The organism is Mycobacterium kubicae, assembly GCF_015689175.1.
Classification (GTDB): domain Bacteria; phylum Actinomycetota; class Actinomycetes; order Mycobacteriales; family Mycobacteriaceae; genus Mycobacterium; species Mycobacterium kubicae.
Window position 1 is genome coordinate 552,944 of the sequence record NZ_CP065047.1, and the last position, 18,506, is coordinate 571,449.

Consider the following 18,506-nt stretch of genomic DNA (forward strand, 5'->3'; position numbering starts at 1 on the left):
TCGTGTGTGTGAAAGTTGTTGTCTGACTGCGTGTTAGCCGGTTGGGCCGGGCGCACCGGGCTGGCCGAAGAGCCAGCCGGCGCGGCCGCCGCCACCGCCGTGTCCGTCGGGCCCGGTGGGTGTCCCGTCACCACCGGCGCCTCCGGCGCCACCGTTTCCGCCATTACCGAGCAAGGTGGCGTTGCCGCCCGGACCGCCGCCACCGCCGGCGCCACCGGCGCCGAGGTTGAGGTTGGTGCCCCCGGCACCACCGGCGCCGCCGGCACCGGCGTTGCCGTAGATGAACCCGCTGTTGCCGGCCGCGCCGCCCTGACCGCCCGCGGCCCCGAGGCCGTTGGCGTGGCCGCCGCTGCCTGCGGCACCACCCGCTCCGCCGGCCCCACCGTCGCCGAGCAGCGTCGCGGACGCACCCAGCCCGCCATTGCCGCCGGCACCGCCCGCGGCGTTGAGCGTGCCGGTGCCGCCGGCCCCGCCCGCGCCGCCGGCCTCGCTGTTGCCGGCCAACCAGCCGCTGGCACCGGCGTTGCCGCCTTGGCCGCCGGCCCCGGCCGCCGTACCTGCTCCCGCGGCTCCGCCGACCCCACCGGCTCCGCCGGCCCCGCCGATACCCAGCAGCCGGGCGTCGCCGCCGCTGCCGCCGACACCGCCGTGACCGCCGGATGCCCCGGCGATGCCGACGCCGCCGCTGCCGCCGGCTCCGCCGTCACCGCCGAGGCCGAGCAGCCATCCGCTGCCGCCACCGAGGCCGCCGTTGCCGCCCGCACCGGTGCCGACGCCGGTCACCAGCCCGGTGCCGCCCGCGCCGCCGCCACCACCGACACCCAGCAGCACACCGGCGCTGCCACCGTTGCCGCCGTTGAATCCGTTGCCGCCGGCGATGGTGGCGACGCCGTTGCTGCCGAAACCGCCATGACCGCCGTTGCCGAACAGCCAGGCGCGGCCGCCGTCGCCGCCGGCCGTCGGGTTGCCGAAGCCGCCGTTGCCGCCGTCGCCGCCGCTACCGAACAACAGGCCGCCGTTGGCGCCCGCGCGGCCGGTGCCGCCGTCGCCGCCGTTGCCGATCAGCAGTCCGGCACGGCCGGCGGTGCCGCCGACCAGGCCGTTGCCGCCGTCGCCGCCGTGCCCGAAGAGCACCGCGTTGCCGCCCAAACCGCCGTTGCCCTCGCCGGATATCCCGGAACCGCCGACGCCGCCGTCTCCGCCGCTACCGAGCAGCCAGCCGCCGTTGCCGCCGTTTGCGCCGTTGCCGCCCGCACCCGCGACGGCGTTGAGGCCGCTGCCGCCGCTGCCGCCCCTGCCGCCGTTGCCCAGCAGTCCGGCGTTGCCGGCCGCGCCGCCGTTGCCGCCGGAGCCGCCCAGGAAGCTCGAGGCGCCGCCGTTGCCGCCGGAGCCGCCGCTGCCGATCAGGAATCCAGCTGCGGCCCCCGCCCCGCCGACGCCGCCGTCGCCGGTGGCGCTGCTGCCGCCGGCACCGCCGTCACCGCCGAAGCCCGCCAGCCAGGCGTTGCCGCCCGCACCTCCGGCGCCGCCGGTCCCGGTGCCGCCGAAGTTGGCCCCGCCGGCGCCGCCGGCGCCACCGCTGCCGATCAGGAGCCCGCCGCTGGCACCGGCCCCGCCGGCGCCGCCATCGGCGCTGACGCTGCTGCCGCCGGCGCCGCCGATTCCGCCGTGGCCCAGCAGCCAGGTGCTGCCGCCGGCGCCGCCCGCGCCGCCGGTTCCGACGCCACCGAGATTGGCCCCGCCGGCCCCGCCGGCACCACCGTGGCCCCACAGGAATCCGGCGCTGCCGCCGGCCGCTCCGGTGCCGCCTTCGGCGCTGACGCTGGTTCCACCGGCTCCGCCGGCGCCGCCGCTGCCCAGCAGCCACGCGTTCCCGCCGGCCCCACCGACGCCGCCGGCTCCGATGCCGCCCGCGCTGGCGCCGCCGGCCCCGCCGGTCCCGCCGTTACCGAAAAGCAAACCGCCCATGCCGCCGGCGCCACCGGCCCCGCCGGCACCGTTCATCGAAATGCCGCCGGCCCCGCCCGCGCCGCCGTTGCCGATCAGACCGGCGCTGCCGCCGGTTCCTCCGGCTTGGCCCGGTGCGCCGATGCCGCCCCGGCCGCCGTTGCCGTACAGGAAGCCGCCCGCACCGCCGTTGCCCCCGGTGCCGTCGATGCCGTTGGCGCCGTTGCCGATCAACGGACGGCCGAACAACGTCTCGGTGGGGGTGTTGATCAGGTTGAGCAGCTGTTGCAGGGGGGAGGCGTTGGCGGCTTCGGCCAAGGCGTAGGAGTTGGCGCCCGCTGCCAGGGCCTGCGTGAACTGCGTGTGGAATGCAGCGGCTTGGGCGCTGACGACCTGGTAGGCCTGCGCGTGCGCACCGAAGAGGGCCGCGAGTGCGGTGGAGATCTCGTCTTCGGCGGCGGCCAGCAGGGCGGTGGTCGGTGCGGCCGCGGCCGCGTTGGCCGATTCGATCGCCGAGCCGATGCCCGCGACGTCTGCAGCCGCCGCTAACAGTGTCTCGGGGGACGCCAACAGGTATGACATCTGGACCACCTACCTACCTAGGCCACGATCGACGGGCATGAACCTGGCTCCCGTCACTGTGCCGGCGTCGCGTCGAAACGAACGTTAGATCAACTTGGTACTTTGCATACTAACTTCTGTTGAATAGAGCTCAAGTCATTAAAAAAGTTTCTAAACTGTAATCTGCACCACACCGGAGCCATGAGGATCCGTGCATAAGACGAGGAAACGTGCGCTGAAAGCCCGCCGCCATACCGTCGTCTCGTTAACGGCGACGAAAATTTGTCATCCGATTGGTCGGTAAACCGGCCACCATGGGTGGTGTGGGTTCGGTGCCGTCACCGCAGGGCAGCCAGTGGACCAGCGCATGGGGCAGCAGCGGGCTGGCCTACCTCACCGGCCGCGCCGACGGGCCCCCCGATTTCTCCCGGGCGCCGGTGCTGGGCCGCGCCGAACAGATCGCCGCGGACATCGCGGGCCGAACCGGCATCACGCTCGAGGCGTCCGCACTCCTGACCGGCCGCGCCGGACTGCTCGGACTGACCCGCGCCGGCCGCACGTCCGCCGGCGGCGCTACCCGCCTGATGTCCGCGCGCGACGGCTGGTGCGCGATCACGCTGTCTCGCCCCGACGACATCGCCGCGGTGCCGGCGCTGCTGCACGCCGACGAGGTGCCCGAGGATCCCTGGCCGGCCGTGCAGCGCTGGGCGGGCGCCCGGTCCGTGTCCGAGATCAGCGAGCGCGCCGCGCTGCTCGACCTCCCCGCTGCCGTCCTCGGCGAGGCCACCGCCGCACCGCCGCAGACCCGGCGGCTGTGGCCACCGGCGGCCAGGCGCGAGCTGGCAGGTCTGGTGGTGGCCGATCTGTCCTCGATGTGGGCGGGTCCGCTGTGCGGGCAGGTGCTCGCCATGGCAGGCGCCACCGTCATCAAGGTGGAAAGCCCGACCCGGCCCGACGGCACCCGAGCCGGCGATCCCGCCTTCTTCGACTGGATCAACGGCCACAAGCTGTCCTACTGCGTTGACTTCGACCGGGACGCCGAGCAGGTCCGCGCCCTGTTGACCATCGCCGACATCGTGATCGAAGGGTCGCGACCCGATGCGCTGGCCCGCCGCCGCCTCGGCCCCGACCAGGTGGCCCCGCGACCCGGCCGGATCTGGTTGCGCCTCAATGGTTATGGCGCCAACTGCCGGCGGCCGGCGTTCGGCGACGATGCCGCGGTGGCCGGTGGCCTGGTCGGCGTGGGACCGGTGTTCTGCGCCGACGCCGTCGCCGACCCGTTGGCCGGGCTGGAGGCCGCCGCGGCGGTGCTGGGGTCGCTGCACCGCGGCGGTGGCGAGCTGATCAACGTGTCCATGGCGGCCGTGGCCGCCAGCTACGCCGCGCTGCCCACCGACCCACCCGTGTCGCCACACCCGGCGCCGCCACCCGCGGCCCCTCGCCCAGCGCGGGCAGCGGCCCCCCTCGGCGCCGACAACGAGGCGGTGCATCGGCTGGTGGGCCAAAGCCATTGCCTGCCATGATAATTCGGCGCGCCACGCTGTTGGACGGCAGAATCGTCGACGTCCGCGTCGGCGCGCGGATCGAGGAGGTTGCCGACGGCCTGGCCGCCCGCTCAAACGAAACGGTGCTCGACGCCGCCGGCGGTACCCTGCTGCCCGGCCTGCACGATCACCACGCGCACGTGCGAGCGGCGGCTTCGGCTTTGCACTCGCTGGCCGTCGGGCCGCCTGCGGTCACCACCGAAGGGCAACTGCGCCAAGCGCTGTCGAAGGCCGCGCCCGGATCCGACGGCTGGATCCGCGCGGTCGGATACCACGAATCGGTGGCCGGGCCGTTGGATCGGGCTGCGCTGGACGCGGTGGTGCCCCACATTCCGGTGCGCGTGCAGCACCGCAGTGGTGCGTTGTGGACGCTCAACTCCGCGGCCCTGCACGGCATCGGCCTGGCTGACCACGTCGACGGGCGGCTGCGCAGCGACGATCCCGGCTGGTCGGGCGCGGTGCCCCAGCGCCCGACCGACCTCGCCGGCCTCAGCGACCGGCTCGTCGCGCTCGGTGTCACCGGAGTCACCGACGCCACCCCGGACCTCGGCGCGAAGGACGCGGCCGCCCTCACCCAAGCCCACCGCAGCGGCGAATTCCGGCCCACGCTAAGGTTTTTGGCGCCGGGCAAGAAGATCCTGCACGACGACCGCCTCGACCTGGATGCCCTGACGGCCTGGGTCGCCACCCAGCACCGCGCGGGACGGCCCGTGGCCGTGCACTGTGTGAGCGCCGCGCAACTCCTGGTGACGATTGCTGCGTTGCGCACGGCGGGCAGCCACCCGGGTGACCGCATCGAGCACGCCGCCGTGGTGCCCGAAGACAACCTGGCCGACCTGGCCGAGCTGGGCCTGACCGTGGTGACCCAACCCAACTTCGTTGCCGAGCGCGGCGATCAGTACCTCACCGACGTGCCCGAGCACGAGCATCAGCAGCTGTGGCGGGTCGCCTCGCTGCGAGACGCCGAAGTGCCGCTTGCGCTGTCCACCGACATGCCGTTCGGCCACTTCGATCCCTGGGCGGTGATGCGCGCCGCAGTGCACCGCACGACGCCCAGCGGTGTGGTGCTGAATCCACGCGAATGCATCGACGCCACAACGGCTTTGACGATGTTCACCGGACACCCCGAGCAACCGGCACGGCCGCGCACCATCGCGGCGGGCGAGCCCGCGCAGCTGTGCCTTCTGTCGCAACCACCCGCGGCCGCATTGGCCGAGCTGGACGCGGCCATGGTCACCGCGACCATCATCGGCGGCGAAGTGGCCTACCGGGCTACGTAGTCGGCGCCAAAGCCGCCCGCAAGGCATCGCACTGCGCGGCGAAATACCTTTGCGACACTTGCACTTTCGGAACCAGCAGATCGAAGCCGTGAAACGCGCCCGGGATCAGCTCCACCTGACACGGCACCCCGGCGGCGACCAGCCGGTCGGCGTAGTCGAGGTCTTCCTCATAGAACAGGTCGTGCGTGCCGACGCCCAGCCACGCCGGCGGCAGGCCGCTCAGGTCGGTGTGTCGTGCGGGCACCGCGATTTCGGGGTCGGCCCCGCCCAGATACGCCGACCAGCCGAACCGGTTGGCGAGCGGATCCCACAACCGATACGTGGGCTGGGCCGGCGCGGCGGCACTGCGGTCGTCGAGCATCGGGTAGGACAGCAGTTGAAACGCCGGCCGGATCTCCCCGCGGTCGCGGGCCAGCAAGGCCAGGGCGGCGGTGAGGCCCCCGCCGGCGCTGGCGCCGCCGATCGCGACCCGCTCGGGATCGACCGCGGGCAACCGGGCCAGCCACGTCAGCGCGGCGTAGCAGTCCTCGAGCGCGGCCGGGTAGGGATGTTCGGGCGCCAACCGGTAGTCCACCGCGGCCACGGTGATGCCGAGTTGATTGCTGAACCGGCGGGAGACCACGTCGTCCCCGGGTGATCTGCCCAGCACGTAGCCACCGCCATGGATCCATAGCAGCGCCGGCGCCGGTTCGGTGACACCGTCGGGGCGGAAGAGCCGGACGCCCACCCCGGAGGGCAGGGTGAGCACCTCGACATCGCGGGGAGTCCGGCGGGCCAGGAGCCCGGAGAACGCCCGCACCAGCGGCAGCGTGCGCGGGCCGACCAGCCGTCGCGGCGCGAGGCGGGCGATGCGGCGCAGATCTGGATGGACTTCGTCGTCCGGCACCTGCCCAGTATTACTGACGTCAAACGCAGCGGCGCGGTGAGGGCCGTGAGCGAGCGGTAGTGCGGCGGCAATCTGCCGCAATCCCAACGAAACAGACGCGACGTAACTTCGGCAGTAAAGCCGAGAGGAGGTGAGAACGAATGGGTTCGGCGCCGACGAAAACGCATTGCCCGTACTGCGCTTTGCAGTGCGGCATCACCCTGGATGTGTCGCAGGGGGTGGTGGAACTCGCGCCGCAAAGCGACTTCCCGACCAACCGCGGCGGGCTGTGCGCCAAAGGCTGGACCGCCGCGGAGTTGCTGAACCACCCCGACCGGCTGACCGGCCCCCTGGTACGCGATGACCGCAACTCCGCACTGCGACCGGCGACCTGGAACGAGGCGCTGGAACGCATCGTCGCCAACTTCCAGACCATCCAGCACGACCACGGGCGCGACGCGGTGGGCTGCTTCGGCGGCGGTGGATTGACCAACGAAAAGGCCTATCAGCTGGGCAAATTCACCCGCGTCGCGCTGCGCAGCGCGGCGATCGACTACAACGGGCGATTCTGCATGTCATCGGCGGCGGCGGCATCGAACCGGTCGTTCGGCATCGACCGCGGACTGCCATTTCCCTTGGCCGACGTCGCGCACGCCGACGTCGTCCTGATCGTCGGCGGCAACCCCGCCGACACCCTGCCGCCGTCGATGCAGTTCTTCGACGAAGGCCGCGCCCGTGGCACCAAGCACATCGTCGTGGACCCGCGGCGCACCGCCACCGCGCGCCGCGCCGAGTTGCACCTGCAGCCCGTCCCCGGTACCGACCTGGCACTGGCCAACGGAATGCTGAATGTCATTGTCCGCGAAGGACTCATCGACAGCGACTACATCGCCGACCGGACCACCGGCTTCGACGCGGTGCGCCGGGCGGTGCGCCTGTACTGGCCCGACCGGGTGGAACGCATCACCGGGGTTCCCGAGCACGACATCGTGACCGCCGCACGCATGCTCGCCGGCGCCAAGCGCGCCATGATCCTGACCGCCCGCGGCGCCGAACAACACAGCAGCGGCACCGACACCGCGCAAGCATTCATCAATCTCGCGTTGGCGCTGGGCCTGCCGGGACGTCCCTACAGCGGCTTTGCCACCCTGACCGGTCAGGGCAACGGCCAAGGCGGCCGCGAACACGGCATGAAATGCGACCAACTGCCCGGCTACCGCAAACTCGACGACCCCGCCGCGCGCGCCCACGTCGCCCAGGTATGGGGCATCAACCCGGCCGACCTCCCGGCGCCCGGCCAGTCGGCCTACGAAATGCTCGACGGCATAGGCACTCCCGGCGGGCTGCGGGCCCTGTGGGTGCTGGCGTCCAACATCGTGGTCTCCGCGCCCAACGCGTTGCACCTCACCGAGAAACTCACCGAACTCGACTTCCTGGTGGTTTCCGACATCTTCTTGTCCGAGACCGCCGCGCTGGCCGACGTCGTGCTCCCCACCGCCCAGTGGGCCGAAGAGTCGGGGACCATGACCAACCTGGAAGGTCGGGTCATCTTGCGGCGCGCGGCCGTCGCCGCACCCGACGACGTCCGCACCGACCTCGACGTCATGGCCGACCTCGCCAAACGCCTGGGCGTACAGGGGTTTTCCGCCGAACCCGAGGAGGTGTTCGACGAACTGACCCGCGCCAGCGCCGGCGGCAAATCCGACTACCGCGGCATCAGCTACCAACGCATCGCCGACCACGACGGAGTGTTCTGGCCGTGCCCGTCGCCGTCGTATGCCGACACGCCACGGATGTTCGTCGAAGACTTCCCGACCCCGGACCGGCGGGCACGCTTTCACGCCGTCGAGCAGCGCGCTACCCCCGAACTGCCCGACGACGAATACCCCTACTACCTCACCACCGGCCGCCTGTTGCGCCAGTACCAGTCCGGCACCCAGACCCGGCGGGTCCCCCAGCTCGCCGAGGCTGAACCGGAACCGGTGGTCGAGATGCACCCCACGCTCGCCCAACGCCTCGGTGCCCGCGCCGGGGACAAAGTGCGGCTACGGACGCGTCGCGGCGAGGTGGTGATGACGGCTCGCACCGACACCGGCATCCGCCCCGACACCGTATTCGCCCCGTTCCATTGGGGCGGCGCGGCCTGCATCAACCGATTGACCAATCCGGAACTGGACCCGCATTCGCGCATGCCGTCGTTCAAGGTGTGCGCGGTCGCGGTGACCCGCATCGAAGCAGCCGATGCACCGATCGAAGAGGGAGATCTGACCCATGGGTGATGGCAGCACACCGCAATTCCTGCAGGGATCGTTCACGTTTGACGGAAAGGGCTACGAGTCGCCGGTCCTGCTCGACTCGTCGCTGCGCTACGTCGTACCGGCCGGGGCGATCACCCAGCCGGTGTACTTTCGCGGCGGCAACAGCACCGCCGAGCTGGTCACCATCGTCATCATGCGCGACGGCGCCCCGATGCGGTATTTCCCCATCGGCGCCAAAGACGCTGTGCACGTACCGCTTCGCGTCGTCGAAGACCTGATCGCCGACACCGTCCTGGAGGTGTTCGTCGCCGCACCGGACGGCTTGAGCGGCACCGTCTTCGTCGACATCGGCCTCGTCGAAATCTGATCGGGCCCGGGAGGACTCATGACGACACTGGTGGGGCATGCCCAGCCCGAAACCAACGGCCACGCCCGGGCCAAGCTGGCCCAGCTGGTGGTGGTCGGCAACGGTATGGCCGGCGCGCGTGCGGTCGAAGAGATAATCGCCCGCGGCGGCGGTGAGAAATTCGCCATCACGGTCTTCGGCGACGAACCCTACGGCAACTACAACCGCATCCTGCTGTCCAATGTGCTGGCCGGGTCCGACGACGCGGGGGAGATCTACCTCAATCCGCTGGACTGGTACGCCGAGAACGGCATCGAACTGCGTGCCGGGGTGCGCGTGGTGCGCATCAACCCATTCGCGCACCTGGTCTATGCCGACGACGGGACCATCCTGCGCTACGACAAGCTGATCCTGGCCACCGGGAGCAGGTCGTTCTTCCCGCCGATCGACGGCATCTGGCAAGACAACACGACCCTGGCGCCCGGCGTCTTCGGTTTCCGCAGCCTCGACGACTGCGCCACCATGATCGAATTCGCGCAGGGCCGAAGCAAAGCCGCCGTCATCGGCGGCGGGCTGCTGGGCCTGGAGGCCGCGCGTGGCCTGCAGAACCGGGGGCTGCAGGCGGCCGTGGTGCAGGGCGGGCCCACCCTGATGAACGCCCAACTCGACGACCACGGCAGCGGCATCCTGCGCCGCCTGGTCGAGGCGCTGGGCATCGAGGTGCTCACCGGCAAGCGGACTATTCGGATGCTCAGCAAAGACGGCCTGCCCAGCGCCATCGAATTCACCGACGGCAGCCAATTGGCCTGCGACATGCTGGTATTGGCCGCCGGCATTCGGCCCAATGTGGGTCTGGCACAGCGCGCCGGGCTGACCGTGGAACGAGCCATCGTCGTCGACGACCAGATGCGCTCGATCGACGACGACGACATCTACGTAGTGGGGGAGTGCGCCCAGCACCGCGGCCAGGTCTACGGCCTGGTGGCGCCGCTGTGGGAACAGTGCACCGTGCTGGCGGACCACATTACCGGCACCAATCCCAAAGCGGCATACCATGGTTCACGCACCGCCACCAAACTCAAGGTCGCCGGTGTCGACGTTGCCGCCATGGGCGTCAAATGCCCCGAACGCGACGACGACGAATTCGTGCAGTATTCCGAGCCCAAGCACGGCGTCTACAAGACCGTCGTGGTGCGCGACGACAAGCTGATCGGCGCCACCCTGGTGGGCGACGTCAGCAAGGTCGCGTTCTTGATGCAGGCCTTCGACCGTGGGCTGCCGTTACCACCGGAACGCGTGTCGCTGATGTTCGACATCGGCACCCCCGAAGTGGCCACCGGCGCTGCCGAATTGGCCGACGACGCGCAGGTGTGCAACTGCAACGGCGTCAGCAAGGCCGCAATCGTCAACTGCGTCAACGACGGTCAGACATCCCTGGCCGGCGTGATGTCGGCGACCCGGGCCGGCAAGGGCTGCGGATCCTGCAAGGGACTGGTGGGCCAGATCGTGGACTGGGCGGCCACCCAAGCCGGGGCGTCGGTCACCGAAGACCCGCAGGCCAATTGGTATGTGCCCAGCATCCCCTACGACAAGCCCGAGCTGATGCGCAAAATCCGCGAACTCGAGCTGCATTCGGTGTCCTCGGTGTTCGCCGCACTCGCACCGGACGGCCGCGAAGACGCCAACTCGAAGATGGCACTGGCCTCGTTGCTGGACATGATGTGGGGCGATGAGTTCGTCGACGAGCGCGACAGCCGATTCATCAACGACCGGGTGCACGGCAACATCCAACGCGACGGCACCTTCTCGGTGGTACCCCAGCTCAAGGGCGGGGTCACCAGCGCCGAGCAACTGCGCAAGATCGCCGACGTCGCCGACAAATACGACATCCCGATGATCAAGCTGACCGGCGGTCAGCGCATCGACCTGCTCGGCGTGCGCAAAGAGGACCTGCCCGCGGTGTGGCAGGACCTGGACATGCCGTCCGGCTACGCCTACGGCAAGAGCTTCCGCACCGTGAAAACCTGTGTGGGCAGCGACTTCTGCCGCTACGGGTTAGGCGACTCCACAGCGCTGGGCATCGCGATCGAGGAACGCTACCAAGGCCTGCCGAGCCCGGCGAAGATGAAACTCGCCGTCACCGGGTGCCCCCGCAACTGCGCCGAGGCGCTGTGCAAGGACCTCGGCGTCGTCGCCATCGAGGGCGGCCAATGGCAGATCTACGTCGGCGGCGCGGCCGGCGCCCACGTCCGCAAGGGCGACCTGCTGGCCACCGTCGACAACCCCGACGACGTGATGACCCTGACCGGCCGATTCCTGCAGTACTACCGGGAAAACGCCAACTGGCTGGAACGCACCTACACCTTCGTGCCGCGGGTGGGGATCGAGCACCTGCGCGCCGTGGTAGTCGACGACAGCGAGGGCATCGCCGCCGACCTCGACGCCCGGATGCAGAAATCGGTTGACTCCTACCGTGATCCGTGGCGGGAAAGCCAGAACGAAGCCGAGGCCGCACAGTTCCGGCCTGCACTGCCGCTGATACCGCTGCCGCAGGTGCCGGTGCGATGACCGAGATCACGCTGGGTCCCGTCGAGGACATCCCGGTCGGTCAGGGCCGCGCCTACGCGGTCGACGGCCGACAGATCGCGGTCTTCCGGCTGCGAGACGGCTCGCTGCGCGCCCTGGACGCGGTCTGCCCGCACCGCGGCGGCCCGTTGGCCGACGGGCTCACCGACGCCGAGGTGGTCGTCTGCCCGCTGCACGGCTTCACCTACGACCTACAGACCGGCGCCGAGGTCGCGAGCGACGGCCCCGCCGTGTCCGCCTACGCCGTGCACGCCGACGACACCGGAACCATCCACCTGCGCATGGAGCAGGGCCCCAACCCCGAGCGCAACGGCGCGCTATCCCAGTCGAGTCGAGGGAGATCGCTGTGACCGCTCAACCCATCACCCTGGCCCCCGACCCACCCGCCACCCGGCGGCGCTCCCGGCGCATCTCCGGTTGGGATCCCGAAGACCTGCACGCCTGGCGCAACGGCGGCAGCAAGATCGCCCGGCGCAACCTCATCTGGTCGATCTTCGCCGAGCACGTCGGGTTCTCGGTGTGGTCCATCTGGTCGGTGATGGTGCTGTTCATGCCGCAGACCGTCTACCACATCGACGCCGCGGGCAAGTTCTACCTGGTCGCGGTGCCCACGCTCGTCGGGGCGGTGTTGCGGTTGCCCTACACCACCGCCGTCGCCCGGTTCGGCGGTCGGAACTGGACCATCGTCAGCGCCTTGTTGTTGCTGATTCCCCTGACGCTGACGTGGTGGTTCATGGTGCACCCGGCCGCGTCCTACACCACCTGCCTGGTGATCGCCGCCTTCGCCGGGTTCGGCGGCGGCAACTTCGCCTCGTCCATGACCAACATCAACTCGTTCTTCCCGGTCCGCCTCAAAGGCTGGGCACTGGGTCTCAACGCCGGCGGCGGCAACATCGGCGTGCCGGTCATTCAACTGCTCGGCCTGCTCGTCGTCGCCACCCTGGGCAACCGCTCACCACAGATCGTGTGCGCCACCTACCTCGTGCTCGTCGGGGTCGCGGCGCTGGGCGCGGCGCTGTTCATGGACAACCTCGACGGGCAGAAGTCCAACGGCGCGGCGATGCTGCAGGTACTGCGCTACGCCGACGCCTGGCTGATCTCGTTCCTCTACATCGGCACCTTCGGGTCCTTCATCGGCTACAGCTTCGCCTTCGGGCAGGTGCTGCAGATCAACTACCTGGCCACCCCGGGCACCACCCCGGCCACCGCCGCCCTGCACGCCTCCCAGATCGCCTTTCTGGGCCCGCTGCTGGGGTCGCTGAGCCGGCCGCTGGGCGGACTGCTCGCCGACCGGATCGGCGGCGCCAAGATCACCATGTGGTGCTTTGTCGCCATGGCCGCGGCCACCGGCGTCCTGATCGCCGCCGGCATCCGAGACGACGCCCAGCCCGGCAAGATCAGCTCGGGCATCATGCTGGCCTACGTCATCGGCTTCATCCTGCTGTTCGTCATCTCCGGTATCGGCAACGGATCGGTCTACAAGATGATCCCGTCCATCTTCGCCGCGAAATCCCTTGCCCTGAAAGATCATTCGGCCGTCGCCACGCTCAGCTGGGAGCGGGCCATGTCCGGTGCGCTGATCGGCATCGCCGGTGCCGTCGGCGCGCTGGGCGGGGTCGGCATCAACGTGGTGCTGCACGCCTCCTACGCCGGACCCGCCAAGTCGGCGACGACGGCGTTCTGGGTGTTCCTGGCGTTCTACCTGATCTGCATGGTGGTGACGTACGCCGCGTACGTCCGCCGGCGCAGCGTCGCCGCCCTCGTTTGAACCATTTCATCGGCGCGAACGTAACCCTTGACAGCTTGTGTAACCGAGCCGCGTTTGGGGTAACGATGGACGTATTGGCGGATGGGGTTATCGCCAGCTGTCGCCGCGCGTCCGCGCGACGTGGTCAAGCACGAAGCAAGGGACGTGACATGCGTGGGCAGCTTTACGACCGGGCACTCACGGGCGAACGGTGTTGGCTGCGTCATGACGACGGCGAGGTCCATCCGCTGCCGGTGCACCGCTGGCTCGGCGACGCCGACATCCCCGACGAACGCGATGTGTCCGACGAGGCGTTCGACGAAGCGGTCGCCCAGTTGTGCGCCGGCCCCACCATCGAACTGGGTTGCGGCCCCGGACGCCTGGTGGCGCGCCTGGTGCAACGGGGCATCCCCGCATTGGGCATCGACCGATCGGCCACCGCGATCCGGCTGGCCGGCCGGGGCGGCGCTCCGGCCCTGCTCGGCGATGTCTTCGATCCGCTGCCCGGCATGGGGCGCTGGCAGACGGTGCTGCTGGTCGACGGAAACGTCGGCCTGGGCGGTGACCCGCAGCGGATCCTGAGCCGAGCCGCCGAGTTGCTCGCCCGCGGCGGGCGCTGCATCGCCGAATTCGACGCGCCCACCCTCGGTATCCGTACCCGCTGGGTGCGCCTGGAATCGGGAACCGACATCGGGCCCTGGTTTCGCTGGGCAACGGTCGGCATCGACAGCGCCGCCACCTTGGCCGCCCAGGTGGGGCTGTCGCTGACCAACGTCCGGTTGATGAGCGGTCGCATCCTCGCCACCCTGGTGGCTATGTGAGCCGACCTCCGCGTCAGCTGGGACGTTTCCGCAGCCCGCTGCGTGGCCCCTGGCTGACGTCGGTGTTCGGGCTGGTTCTGCTGATAATCCTGCCGATCGTTGTCATCACCGGATTGCTGTCGTACGTGGCGTATTCGCCACAGTTGGGCCAGGCCATCCCCGCAGATGTCGGCTGGCTGCGCCTACCGCCGTTCGCCTGGCCCACCCGGCCCTCGTGGCTCTATCGGCTGACGCAGGGCCTGCACGTCGGGCTGGGCCTGCTGGTCATCCCGGTGGTGCTGGCGAAGCTGTGGTCGGTGATTCCCCGACTGTTCGTCTGGCCGCCGGCCCGCTCGATTGCTCAGCTGTTGGAGCGCTTGTCGCTGGTGATGCTGGTCGGTGGGGTGCTTTTCGAAATCGTCACCGGTGTCCTCAACATCCAGTACGACTACATCTTCGGGTTCAGCTTCTACACCGGACACTACTTCGGCGCCTGGATCTTCATCACCGGCTTCCTGATGCACATCGCCCTCAAGATTCCACACCTGCGCACGGGTCTGCGGTCACTGCCGCTACGAGAAGTATTGCGCACCAACACTTCTGACACCAAGGCTCAGCCTGTCGATCCGTCCGGCCTGGTGGCGGCCGACCCGGCCCAGCCGACGATGAGCAGACGCGGTGCGCTGGCGTTGGTGGGCTCCGGAGTGCTGTTACTGGCGGTGCTGACGGTCGGCCAAACCCTCGGCGGCGCGGCGCGCGGCGCCGCGCTGCTGGTGCCGCGGGGTCGATCCGCCCGGGACACCGGCGATTTCCCCGTCAACAGGACGGCCGCGGCGGCCGGCGTCACCGCCGAAAACACCGGCGCCAGTTGGCGATTGGTGTTGCGCGGTGGGGCCGCCGAGATCACTTTGGACCGCGCCGCGCTGGCCGCCATGCCCCAACACACCGCCCGACTGCCGATCGCCTGCGTCGAGGGCTGGTCGACGGTGCAAACCTGGAGCGGCGTGCGTCTGGCCGATCTGGCGCACCGGGCCGGTGTGCCGGCGGCGCGTTCGGCGCGCGTCGCCTCGCTGGAGCGTGGTGGGGCGTTCAGCACCGCGGCATTGCAGCGCAACCAGATTCATGATCCCGACGCGCTACTGGCGTTGCGTGTCAACGGCGCCGAACTGCCCCTGGACCACGGTTACCCGGTCCGGATCATCGTTCCCGCCCTGCCCGGTGTGCACAACACCAAGTGGGTGGCCGCCATCGACTTTCAGGCGGAATGAAATGATCAACAGCGCAAAGGGTTTGGCCGCCCACTATGGATCTCATCCGCTCCATCTGCTGACCATGGTGAGCGGGTTCGCGCTGTTCGGGTACATCCTGGCCACGGTTACCCCAACCGCGCTATGGAACCCGGACAAGTGGTGGCAATCGATTGCGGTCTGGTTCGCCGTCGCTGTCATCGCTCACGACTTCGTCTTCTTCCCGCTCTACACCCTCATCGACTGGCTGCTGAGCAGGCTGGTGCCGCCGCGTGCGACCTCAAACCTGGCCGCGCGCAATCACATTCGCGTTCCGATCCTCGGAGCCGGACTCACCCTGCTGGTTTTCCTGCCCGGCATCATCGAGCAGGGCGCGCCGACCTATCAGGCCGCAACCGGACAGACCCAGCAGCCATACCTGGGCAGGTGGCTGCTGCTGGTCGCGGCAATGTTTGCCGGCAGCGCCGTCAGCTACGCGATCCGGTTAATTCTTGTTCGCCGACGCACGGACCCCGCGAACGCGGCGACCGCCCACGACCAGCTGCGGCATGCTGACTAGCAAAATCGGAAAGCTAAGCAATTGTCGCGACGGTAAATACACAGCAGATAATGCTGGGTTACTTCTGACCTCCCGGGGTACGCTCCCCCTCATGACGGCGACGAGGCCAGCTATTGCCCCCTGCGTTAAATGGTTCCTTCGCGCCCGACCAGCCGATTACCTGCTGGCCATGAGCGTCGCGGGGGCTTCCCTTCCGGTGGTGGGCAAGCACCTCGAGCCGTTGGGCTGCGTGACCGCAATGGGCGTCTGGGGTGTTCGCCAGGCCCCCGAACTGATGTCCGCCATGGCCAAGGAATGGATGACCCCGGGCACCAATGAGGTGCGCCGCAAGGACCGGGCCAGCACCAACGAGGTCTCCGTCACGGCGCTGCGCGGCATCGTGTCCGCCGCCGACCTCGACGGAGCCTGGCCCGAGCCGGAACGCACGCCGCCGGTGGCCGGCGCGCGCCGGCACCGTCGCTACCTCTACCGCCGCAACGTCCACTACGGCGACCATCCCGCCCAGTTGCTCGACGTCTGGCGCCGCAAAGACCTGCCCAGCACGCCTGCGCCGGTGATGATCTTCGTGCCCGGCGGCGCCTGGATCCACGGCAGCCGCGCCATTCAGGGTTACGCGCTGATGTCGCGTCTGGCCGAACTCGGTTGGGTGTGCCTGTCCATCGACTACCGCGTCTCGCCGCACCACCGCTGGCCGCGCCACATCGTCGACGTCAAGACGGCCATCGCCTGGGCGCGGGCCAACGTCGACAAGTTCGGCGGTGACCGCACCTTCATCACGATCGCGGGATGTTCGGCCGGCGGACACCTTTCCGCGCTGGCCGGCCTCACCGCCAACGATCCCAAATTCGAGGCCGAACTGCCCGAGGGCTCCGACACCTCCGTCGACGCCGTCGTCGGGATCTACGGTCGCTACGACTTCGAGGACCGGTCCACCCCCGAACGTGCCCGCTTCGTCGATTTCCTCGAGCGGGTGGTCGTCAAGCGGTCCATCGACCGCCACCCCGAGGTGTTCCGCGATGCCTCCCCGATCGCGCGAGTGCACACCAACGCGCCGCCGTTCCTGGTGATCCACGGCAGCCGGGACACCGTCATTCCGGTGGCTCAGGCACGCAGCTTCGTCGAGCGTCTCCGCGCGGTGTCGCGCTCCCTGGTCGCCTATGTCGAACTGCCCGGGGCGGGCCACGGTTTCGACCTGGTCGACGGTGCCCGCACCGGCACCATGGCGCACGCGATCGCGTTGTTCCTCAACCAGGTTCATCGCACCCGCGACCAATTCGCCAAAGAGGTTATCTAGCCCGCGGCCGAGTGTACGGTCGCCCTATGACTAGGGGGCTGCGATGAAACGGCTCAGCGGCTGGGATGCGGTCCTGCTCTACAGCGAGACGCCGAATGTGCACATGCACACCATCAAGGCGGCCGTCATCGAACTCGACCCGGACAGGCGCGACTTCGGGATCGAGGCGTTCCGCCAGGTCCTCAAAGGACGCCTGGACAAGCTCGAGCCGTTGACCTATCAGCTCATCGACGTCCCGTTCAAGTTCCACCATCCGATGTGGCGCGAGCATTGCGACGTCGACGTCGAGTACCACATCCGGCCGTGGCAGCTACCCGCCCCGGGCGGCCGGCGGGAACTGGACGAGGCGATCGGCCAGATCGCCAGCACGCCGCTGGACCGCAGCCGCCCACTGTGGGAGATGTATTTCATTACCGGCCTTGCCCATGGGCGCGTGGCCGTCGTCGCCAAGATCCATCATGCTCTGGCCGACGGGGTCGCCTCGGCCAACCTGATGGCGCGCGGCATGGACCTGCTGCCCAGCCCCGAACCCACCGCGTACACCTCGGACCCGGCTCCCAGCCGGCGGGAGTTGATGAGCGCGGCCTTCGTCGACCACCTGCGCCACCTCGGACGGATTCCGGCGACGATGCGCTACACCGCCGAAGGGCTGGGCCGGGTGCGACGCAGTTCGCGCAAGCTCTCCCCGGAATTGACCCGGCCGTTCACCCCGCCGCGCACCTTCTTGAACCACATGATCACCCCCGAACGCAGGTTCGCCACGGCCACGCTGGCGCTGGCCGACGTCAAGGAGACGGGCAAGAAGCTGGGCGCGACCATCAACGACATGGTGTTGGCCATGTCCAGCGGGGCGCTGCGCCAGTTGCTGCTGCGCTATGACGGCAAGGCCGAACCGCTGCTGGCGTCGGTCCCGGTCAGCTTCAACTTCTCGCCCGAGCGGATCTCCGGCAACTACTTCAGCGGCATGCTGGTGGCGATCCCCACCGACTGCGAGGACCCGCTGGAACGGGTGCGGTGCAGCCACGAGAACGCCATCTCGGCCAAGGAAGCCAATCAGCTGATGGGTCCGGAATTGGTCAGCCGCTGGGCGTCCTACATGCCGCCCGCGCCCACCGAGGCCTTCTTCCGTTATGCCTCCGGCCGCGACGGGCACAACAAGATCCTCAACCTGAACATCTCCAACGTGCCCGGCCCGCGCGAGCGCGGCCGAGTGGGCGGCGCGCTGGTCACCGAGATCTATTCGGTGGGACCGCTGACCGCGGGCAGCGGGCTCAACATCACCGTATGGAGCTATGTCGACCAGCTCAACATCTCGGTGCTCACCGACGGCGCAACCCTCAAGGATCCGCATGAGGTCACCGAGGCCATGGTGGCTGACTTTGTCGAAATACGGCGCGCCGCAGGGCTTTCCGAGGAGCTGACGGTCGTCGAGGCCGCGATGGCTCCGGCCTGATCGAAGGCACGATCGGCGG

At 69.5% G+C, this 18,506-nt stretch carries 14 protein-coding genes; 12 read left to right on the top strand and 2 right to left on the bottom strand.

What is annotated here, in order from left to right; translation table 11 throughout:
* Window positions 1–33: 33 nt before the first annotated feature.
* Window positions 34–2,529 (bottom strand): PE family protein, encoded by a 2,496-nt coding sequence (locus I2456_RS02580; protein WP_085072521.1) that lies wholly within the window; start codon window positions 2,527–2,529, stop codon window positions 34–36.
* 293 nt (window positions 2,530–2,822) lie between these two features.
* Here I2456_RS02580 and I2456_RS02585 point away from each other — a divergent pair, with 293 nt between their 5' ends.
* Complete coding sequence (locus I2456_RS02585) at window positions 2,823–4,031, top strand: CoA transferase (RefSeq protein ID WP_085072520.1); 1,209 nt, start codon at window positions 2,823–2,825, stop codon at window positions 4,029–4,031.
* The gene (locus I2456_RS02590) at window positions 4,028–5,332 is read left to right on the top strand and encodes an amidohydrolase family protein (RefSeq protein ID WP_085072519.1); all 1,305 of its coding nucleotides are present in this window, start codon (window positions 4,028–4,030) and stop codon (window positions 5,330–5,332) included. Before I2456_RS02585 ends, I2456_RS02590 begins: the two co-directional genes overlap by 4 nt.
* Here I2456_RS02590 and I2456_RS02595 read toward each other — a convergent pair.
* Window positions 5,325–6,218 (bottom strand): alpha/beta hydrolase, encoded by an 894-nt coding sequence (locus tag I2456_RS02595; RefSeq protein WP_085072518.1) that lies wholly within the window; start codon window positions 6,216–6,218, stop codon window positions 5,325–5,327. The two genes, I2456_RS02590 and I2456_RS02595, sit on opposite strands and share 8 nt — an antisense overlap.
* Window positions 6,219–6,358: 140 nt before the next feature.
* Between I2456_RS02595 and I2456_RS02600 the strand changes: the two genes are divergently transcribed.
* The 10 genes from I2456_RS02600 (at window position 6,359) to I2456_RS02645 (ending at window position 18,487) form a co-directional block, all read left to right on the top strand.
* Window positions 6,359–8,476, top strand: coding sequence for a molybdopterin oxidoreductase family protein (locus I2456_RS02600; protein ID WP_169717172.1), 2,118 nt, complete (start codon window positions 6,359–6,361; stop codon window positions 8,474–8,476).
* Entirely contained in the window at window positions 8,469–8,822 is a 354-nt protein-coding gene (locus I2456_RS02605) for a molybdopterin oxidoreductase (protein WP_169717171.1), read from the top strand. The genes I2456_RS02600 and I2456_RS02605 overlap by 8 nt, the downstream gene beginning before the upstream one ends.
* Window positions 8,823–8,927: 105 nt before the next feature.
* A complete protein-coding gene (nirB, locus tag I2456_RS02610; RefSeq protein WP_241007939.1) occupies window positions 8,928–11,369 on the top strand; it encodes a nitrite reductase large subunit NirB in 2,442 nt (813 codons plus the stop codon).
* Window positions 11,366–11,737: a Rieske (2Fe-2S) protein gene (locus I2456_RS02615; RefSeq protein WP_068163862.1), complete on the top strand. Its 372-nt coding sequence runs from the start codon at window positions 11,366–11,368 to the stop codon at window positions 11,735–11,737. The genes nirB and I2456_RS02615 overlap by 4 nt, the downstream gene beginning before the upstream one ends.
* Window positions 11,738–11,748: 11 nt before the next feature.
* Window positions 11,749–13,155, top strand: a complete 1,407-nt coding sequence (locus I2456_RS02620) for a nitrate/nitrite transporter (protein WP_082965979.1) — start codon at window positions 11,749–11,751, stop codon at window positions 13,153–13,155.
* 149 nt (window positions 13,156–13,304) lie between these two features.
* On the top strand, window positions 13,305–13,955 hold the full coding sequence (locus tag I2456_RS02625) for a methyltransferase domain-containing protein (protein WP_085072517.1): 651 nt from the start codon (window positions 13,305–13,307) through the stop codon (window positions 13,953–13,955).
* Complete coding sequence (locus I2456_RS02630; RefSeq protein ID WP_085072516.1) at window positions 13,952–15,202, top strand: molybdopterin-dependent oxidoreductase; 1,251 nt, start codon at window positions 13,952–13,954, stop codon at window positions 15,200–15,202. Before I2456_RS02625 ends, I2456_RS02630 begins: the two co-directional genes overlap by 4 nt.
* Window position 15,203: 1 nt before the next feature.
* Complete coding sequence (locus tag I2456_RS02635) at window positions 15,204–15,740, top strand: hypothetical protein (RefSeq protein WP_085072515.1); 537 nt, start codon at window positions 15,204–15,206, stop codon at window positions 15,738–15,740.
* A gap of 91 nt (window positions 15,741–15,831) precedes the next feature.
* Complete coding sequence (locus I2456_RS02640; protein ID WP_085072514.1) at window positions 15,832–17,034, top strand: alpha/beta hydrolase; 1,203 nt, start codon at window positions 15,832–15,834, stop codon at window positions 17,032–17,034.
* A 43-nt stretch (window positions 17,035–17,077) separates the two neighbouring features.
* The gene (locus tag I2456_RS02645) at window positions 17,078–18,487 is read left to right on the top strand and encodes a WS/DGAT/MGAT family O-acyltransferase (protein WP_068024373.1); all 1,410 of its coding nucleotides are present in this window, start codon (window positions 17,078–17,080) and stop codon (window positions 18,485–18,487) included.
* The last annotated feature ends 19 nt before the right edge of the window (window positions 18,488–18,506 follow it).

What these genes read in the sequence shown, in the direction of transcription:
- I2456_RS02585 (WP_085072520.1), top strand. Translation starts at nt 2,823, where the DNA reads ATGGGTGGTGTGGGTTCGGTGCCGTCACCGCAGGGCAGCCAGTGGACC.
- nirB (WP_241007939.1), top strand. Translation starts at nt 8,928, where the DNA reads ATGGCCGGCGCGCGTGCGGTCGAAGAGATAATCGCCCGCGGCGGCGGT.
- I2456_RS02625 (WP_085072517.1), top strand. Translation starts at nt 13,305, where the DNA reads ATGCGTGGGCAGCTTTACGACCGGGCACTCACGGGCGAACGGTGTTGG.
- I2456_RS02615 (WP_068163862.1), top strand. Translation starts at nt 11,366, where the DNA reads ATGACCGAGATCACGCTGGGTCCCGTCGAGGACATCCCGGTCGGTCAG.
- I2456_RS02600 (WP_169717172.1), top strand. Translation starts at nt 6,359, where the DNA reads ATGGGTTCGGCGCCGACGAAAACGCATTGCCCGTACTGCGCTTTGCAG.
- I2456_RS02635 (WP_085072515.1), top strand. Translation starts at nt 15,204, where the DNA reads ATGATCAACAGCGCAAAGGGTTTGGCCGCCCACTATGGATCTCATCCG.
- I2456_RS02605 (WP_169717171.1), top strand. Translation starts at nt 8,469, where the DNA reads ATGGGTGATGGCAGCACACCGCAATTCCTGCAGGGATCGTTCACGTTT.
- I2456_RS02580 (WP_085072521.1), bottom strand. Translation starts at nt 2,529, where the DNA reads ATGTCATACCTGTTGGCGTCCCCCGAGACACTGTTAGCGGCGGCTGCA.
- I2456_RS02590 (WP_085072519.1), top strand. Translation starts at nt 4,028, where the DNA reads ATGATAATTCGGCGCGCCACGCTGTTGGACGGCAGAATCGTCGACGTC.
- I2456_RS02640 (WP_085072514.1), top strand. Translation starts at nt 15,832, where the DNA reads ATGACGGCGACGAGGCCAGCTATTGCCCCCTGCGTTAAATGGTTCCTT.
- I2456_RS02645 (WP_068024373.1), top strand. Translation starts at nt 17,078, where the DNA reads ATGAAACGGCTCAGCGGCTGGGATGCGGTCCTGCTCTACAGCGAGACG.